This window comes from Pseudoalteromonas sp. MelDa3 (assembly GCF_002863625.1).
Taxonomy (GTDB): Bacteria; Pseudomonadota; Gammaproteobacteria; order Enterobacterales; family Alteromonadaceae; genus Pseudoalteromonas; species Pseudoalteromonas arctica.
Genome location: NZ_PJBR01000145.1, coordinates 1 through 5,152, shown reverse-complemented (window position 1 = coordinate 5,152; position 5,152 = coordinate 1). Strand labels below are relative to the sequence as shown.

At 40.5% G+C, this 5,152-nt stretch carries 4 protein-coding genes; 1 reads left to right on the top strand and 3 read right to left on the bottom strand.

Annotated features, from left to right (window positions below):
- On the bottom strand, positions 1-507 hold a 507-nt coding region (locus CXF89_RS18170; RefSeq protein WP_145990841.1), incomplete at its 3' end, for a hypothetical protein.
- 289 nt (positions 508-796) lie between these two features.
- Here CXF89_RS18170 and sbcB point away from each other — a divergent pair.
- Positions 797-2,242, top strand: a complete 1,446-nt coding sequence (gene sbcB, locus CXF89_RS18165) for an exodeoxyribonuclease I (protein ID WP_121955385.1) — start codon at positions 797-799, stop codon at positions 2,240-2,242.
- A 228-nt stretch (positions 2,243-2,470) separates the two neighbouring features.
- On the opposite strand, the gene CXF89_RS18160 is transcribed toward sbcB, so the two are convergent.
- Positions 2,471-4,017 (bottom strand): IS3 family transposase gene (locus CXF89_RS18160; RefSeq protein ID WP_121955384.1). Its coding sequence is split into 2 segments (ribosomal slippage): positions 2,471-3,558 and positions 3,558-4,017, totalling 1,548 coding nucleotides; the frame shifts between segments, so codons are not numbered across the junction.
- A 389-nt stretch (positions 4,018-4,406) separates the two neighbouring features.
- Positions 4,407-5,152, bottom strand: a 746-nt coding sequence (locus CXF89_RS18150; RefSeq protein ID WP_145990840.1) for an NAD(P)-dependent oxidoreductase, incomplete at its 5' end; no start/stop codon positions are given.

Sequence of the window (5,152 nt, the reverse complement as noted above, 5' to 3'; positions counted from 1 at the left end):
ATTACGGTCACGAAGTACTTTGCTTGTGTGGTAAATAACATCAATAGCTACCAATAATAACCCACCGGTATGAAATTGGATCGATGATTTAAATGCAAATCTATCTTTAGGCTCTATATTAAGTGGTGCATTAAACCATTCTTCAATTTTACTCTCTCGACTATATATTTTCTCAGATAGGTTTGCTGAGACTTGATTTAGATTTTTTATCAATAATCGAACCTCTTTTGAAGGTATGTCTTTCGATGCTGCCAGTTCAAGTAATAGACTATTAACAAAACTCATATCTAGCTTACGTAGCCCTGAGTACTTCGATTTTAAATTTGAGTCGAAGTCATCTAATAACCCTTTGATATGGCTAGCAAACATATCTTTAATTATTTCAAATTCATCATATAAAGCTTTATTTTGTGCTTTGACTCTGTCATTGAACATTTTTACAGTAAAATAGTGCCCCATATAACCACCAGCTAAAGCACATAGAAGTCCAATTATCATATTTACCATTAATCACTCTCTCCATTAGTCAAAGCCGCTATTAATTTAATGTTTAAAATGCTTATATTCCCTATTTATAAAATATTACCCTTACAACTACATTAATAAAGACATTTGCACCACACTAACTAACAATATTAGCGACTGGTATTATTACATTATTAAACATCACTAACACATCTTTATCACCCAAACCTATAAACTCCCTCGCCCATATGCCATAATCTAAATAATTCATTATTTTAGTAACTTGGCGCGTGTTTAGGCGCTTTTAAGTTAACTACTCAGGGTTTTCAGCATGGCATATCAAGAGCAAAATCAAGCGACAATCTATTTTCACGACTACGAGACTTGGGGGGCGAGCCCTCAAAAGGATAAGCCGAGCCAGTTTGCGGGTATTCGTACCGATCTTGATTTAAATATTATTGGCGAGCCACTTATTGAATATTGTAAGCCGCAAGCGGATTACTTACCTCACCCTGAGGCGTGTTTAATTACGGGTATTACACCACAAGTGGCGATGAAAAAAGGCCTGGTTGAAGCTGAGTTTATAGCAAAAATTCATGCCGAATTTAGCGTGCCAAACACCTGTGTTGCGGGTTACAACAGTATTCGGTTTGATGACGAAGTAAGCCGTTATAGCTTTTACCGTAACTTTTACGACCCGTACGAGCGCGAATATAAAAATAACAATAGTCGCTGGGATATTATTGATTTAGTACGCGCTTGCTATGCGCTTCGCCCTGAAGGGATTGAATGGCCGTTAAAAGAAGACGGCAGCCCAAGCTTTAAGCTAGAGCATTTAACGGTAGCCAATGGTATTGAACACGCCGCAGCGCACGATGCACTAAGCGATGTAACCGCTACTATTGCATTGGCTAAACTAATAAAAGAAAAACAGCCAAAGCTGTATAACTTCTTTTTTGGACTGCGTGGCAAAAAAGCACTCGCTGAGTTGGTTGATGTATTTAACATGACGCCGCTGGTGCATACCACGTCGCGCATACCAGCAACGCAAGGCTGTACTAGCTGGGTTGCACCAATGAGCTTTCATCCGGTAAATAAAAACGCGGTTATTTGTTTTGATTTAACCCAAAGCCCGCAAGTACTCATTGATTTAAACGTAGAAGAATTACGCAAACGTTTATACACCAAACGTGTAGATTTAGCCGAGGGTGAATTACCTGTTGGCTTAAAACTGGTGCATTTAAACAAGTGCCCTATTTTAGCCCCAGCTAAAACATTATTGCCTGAAAATGCCGCTCGCCTTGGGATTGACCGCGAGCAGTGCTTAGCTAACTTAGCTATTTTAAAAGCCAATACCGACCTTCGCGATAAAGTAACCGAAGTGTTTAACGAGCAAGGCGATTACAGTGCAACTACTAACGTTGACTACTTACTTTACGATGGTTTTACAAGCCATGCCGATAAAGCTAAATTTGCGATTATTCGTGATGCAAAACCAGATGAGTTAGCTGGATTGAAGTTAGACTTTGAAGATAAAAAGTTTAATACGTTATTGTTTAGGTACCGCGCCCGTAACTGGCCTGAAACGCTAAACCAGCAAGAGCTTGACCAATGGCGCCAGTATTGCCAAAACAAGTTAATGCACGGGGAAGATCAACCGTCGATTAATGCGCAAGATTTTATGATCACCCTTGAAAACCTAGCGCATGAGCATGACGACAGCGAAAAAAATCTTACAATTTTAAAGGCGCTGTATAACTACGCTCAAAGCATGTAATTTGCCTTAAGATTGTTTGTATAACGCATTAAAAACGCGACACTTTAGCAATAAAGTGTCGCGTTTTTTGTATATAAATATCTGTACCACTTCAAACAAAGCAAAATCTATTTCACAAAGAGAAGCGAATGAGGAGTAAATGAGAAGACATAAAAGCAATAATTTTTTAGATCTATTACTTCCTCTAAAACGGAGTTTTTCAAGTTAGTTGTCGCATCAAATTAAATTTTATGCCACCCGCATTGCTTCTTTTTTCTCTGGATTTAAATTTACTTCATTGATCATCGTCCAATTTCGAGACTTTCCTGACCAACGAATTGGATTCTGTAATTTCGCCATTTCATTTATCTGATGACGTTTCGCTAGTATCGCTTTATCTAATCCTAAATGACGCTGGTTTGGCGTGACAAATTTAATACCGCTGTGCAAGTGCTCATCGTTGTACCAATCAACAAATCCGCTAACCCACTTTCTTGCGCTACCCATGCTTTCAAAGGCTTTCTCAGGGTATTCCGGGCGATACTTTAACGTCTTAAATAGCGATTCAGAATAAGGATTATCATTACTCACAGACGGTCGGCTAAATGAAGGAACAATACCTAACTCCTGCAATGTCGCTAATAACGTTGCCCCTTTCATTGGACTGCCATTATCCGAGTGCAGTGTGACTTGCTCAGGCTTTACCTGCTCTCGCCTGCAAATATCTACCATTAAATCAGCCGCCAGTGTGCTTAGTTGTGTGTCATGAACCTGCCAACCAACTATTTTTCGACTATAAATATCCATCACTAAATATAAGTATAAAAACTGACCTTTAACAGCTGTTGGCAAATACGTAATATCCCATGTATAAATTTCGTTTACACGTGTTGCCCTGAGTGCTTTTGGCTTTTTTATCTTTTTATTTGGTTTAACTTTTTCTCTGTGTGTTAATAATTTATGTGATTTCATAACGCGATAAAACGAGCTTTCTGATGCTATCCACACACCTTTATCCAATAGTTTAGGGACTATCTTACTGGGTGGTAAATGTCCATATTCTATTGAATTAACCGTCTTAATTATACGCTGTTGTTCTAATTCAGTTAGCCTGTTAGGTGGTCGCTTTATCGTACTTGTTCGCTTATCTGTCATATCATCAGCTTCAATCCAGCGTTGAATTGTTCTTGCCGTTAGACCAAGTAACTCACATGCTTTTTCTTGCCTTGCCCCTGATTTCTGCGCGTCGGTAATGAGCTTTATCAGTTCATGACGCTCAGTTGAGCTGGTTAATCGTCCTCGTTGAAACCCCAAAGCGCATCTGCTTTTTTTTTGAGTACGAGTAAGGCGGCTGTTTCTGCTAACGCTTTGTCTTTACGATTAAGCTCTTTTTGAAGCTGCTTAATTTCTTGTTTGAGCTGTTTACTGTCTGATTTTACGGGCTTCGTTGAAGGCCCTTTAGCAAAATCTTGCTTCCATTGTTTAATATGATGCGGGTAAAGTCCCTTAGCACGGCAATATTCATTAAGAGCTGCTTCATCTAAACTCGCACATTCAATAATGGCGTTAAGCCTTTCTTCTAAGCTCCAGTCATGAGGGCGTTTTTCTGTTGTCATGTGACTACCATTATTTTTAGTTTCAAGTTCATGGTTTTTAGCAAGCGCGATCCATCGTTGCAAGGTTGAATAACCGATGCCTAAATCAAGCGCAATATCTTCTAGGCGAACATCATCACATTGAGATAATGCTTTTTCAACAGCGTGAACTTTAAATTCTTGTGTAAATCGACGTCTCATTTTATCTGCCTCTATTAAAAGTTAGAGGCGACAACTATCCTGACAGAGGGGGAAAAGCGCAGCGCCTCATAACCTCTTTGTGAATAAATCACTTTACGGGCTTTGCCCGTCACGCAAGCAAGCTTCGCGTCTACAAAGTAAAACTGATATCTACACTTTGACGGTAGATGGTGAGCTTGCTCACGTGAAAAGCACAGCTTTTAATTTCTTAAATAAAACACTATTCACAAAGAGAAGAGCAAGAGGAGTAAATGAGAAAATATAAAGACCAACAACAATCTTTTTTATCTATTACTTCCTCTAAAAGCGCAGCGCCTCATAACCTCTTTGTGAATAAATCACTTTTACGGGCTTTGCCCGTCACGCAAGCAAGCTTCGCGTCTACAGCGTTACTTTTTATGCAGTGCTTCAATGCGTGCTAGTAAGCTTGAGGTGTCGTATCTGCCGCCGCCAATTGCTTGTACGTCGGCGTAATATTGATCGACCGTTGCGGTCATTGGTAAAGTAGCGCCGTTATTTTTAGCTTCATCGAGCGCAATGCCTAAATCTTTACGCATCCAATCTACGGCAAAACCAAACTCATATTCACCCGCCCACATTGTTTTATAACGGTTTTCCATTTGCCACGAACCGGCAGCACCTTTAGAAATGGTTTCTATAACTTTTTCGCCATCAAGCCCAGCTTGCTTGGCAAAATGTAAGCCTTCGGCTAAACCTTGCACTGCGCCAGCAATACAAATTTGATTGACCATTTTACAAAGTTGTCCCGAGCCAACGCCGCCTAGTAATTGGCTAAAACGACTAAATGCCGCCATAACTGGCTGCACTTTAGCAAATACAGCTTCACTACCACCCGCCATAACTGTTAATACGCCGTTTTCGGCGCCCGCTTGTCCGCCCGATACAGGCGCATCTATAAAGTCGATATTTTGCAGAGCCGCTTTTGCAGCCACTTCGCGTGCTACTTCGGCAGAGGTTGTGGTGTGATCAACCAAAATAGTGTGCGGCAACATGCCAGCTAACACGCCGTCGTCGCCATACACTACTGAGCGTAAATCGTCATCGTTACCAACACACATGAATACGATGTCGGCATTGTTGGCAGCTTCGCGCGGGGTTGGTGCAAAGCTTCCTG

What these genes read in the sequence shown, in the direction of transcription:
- sbcB (WP_121955385.1), top strand. Translation starts at nt 797, where the DNA reads ATGGCATATCAAGAGCAAAATCAAGCGACAATCTATTTTCACGACTAC.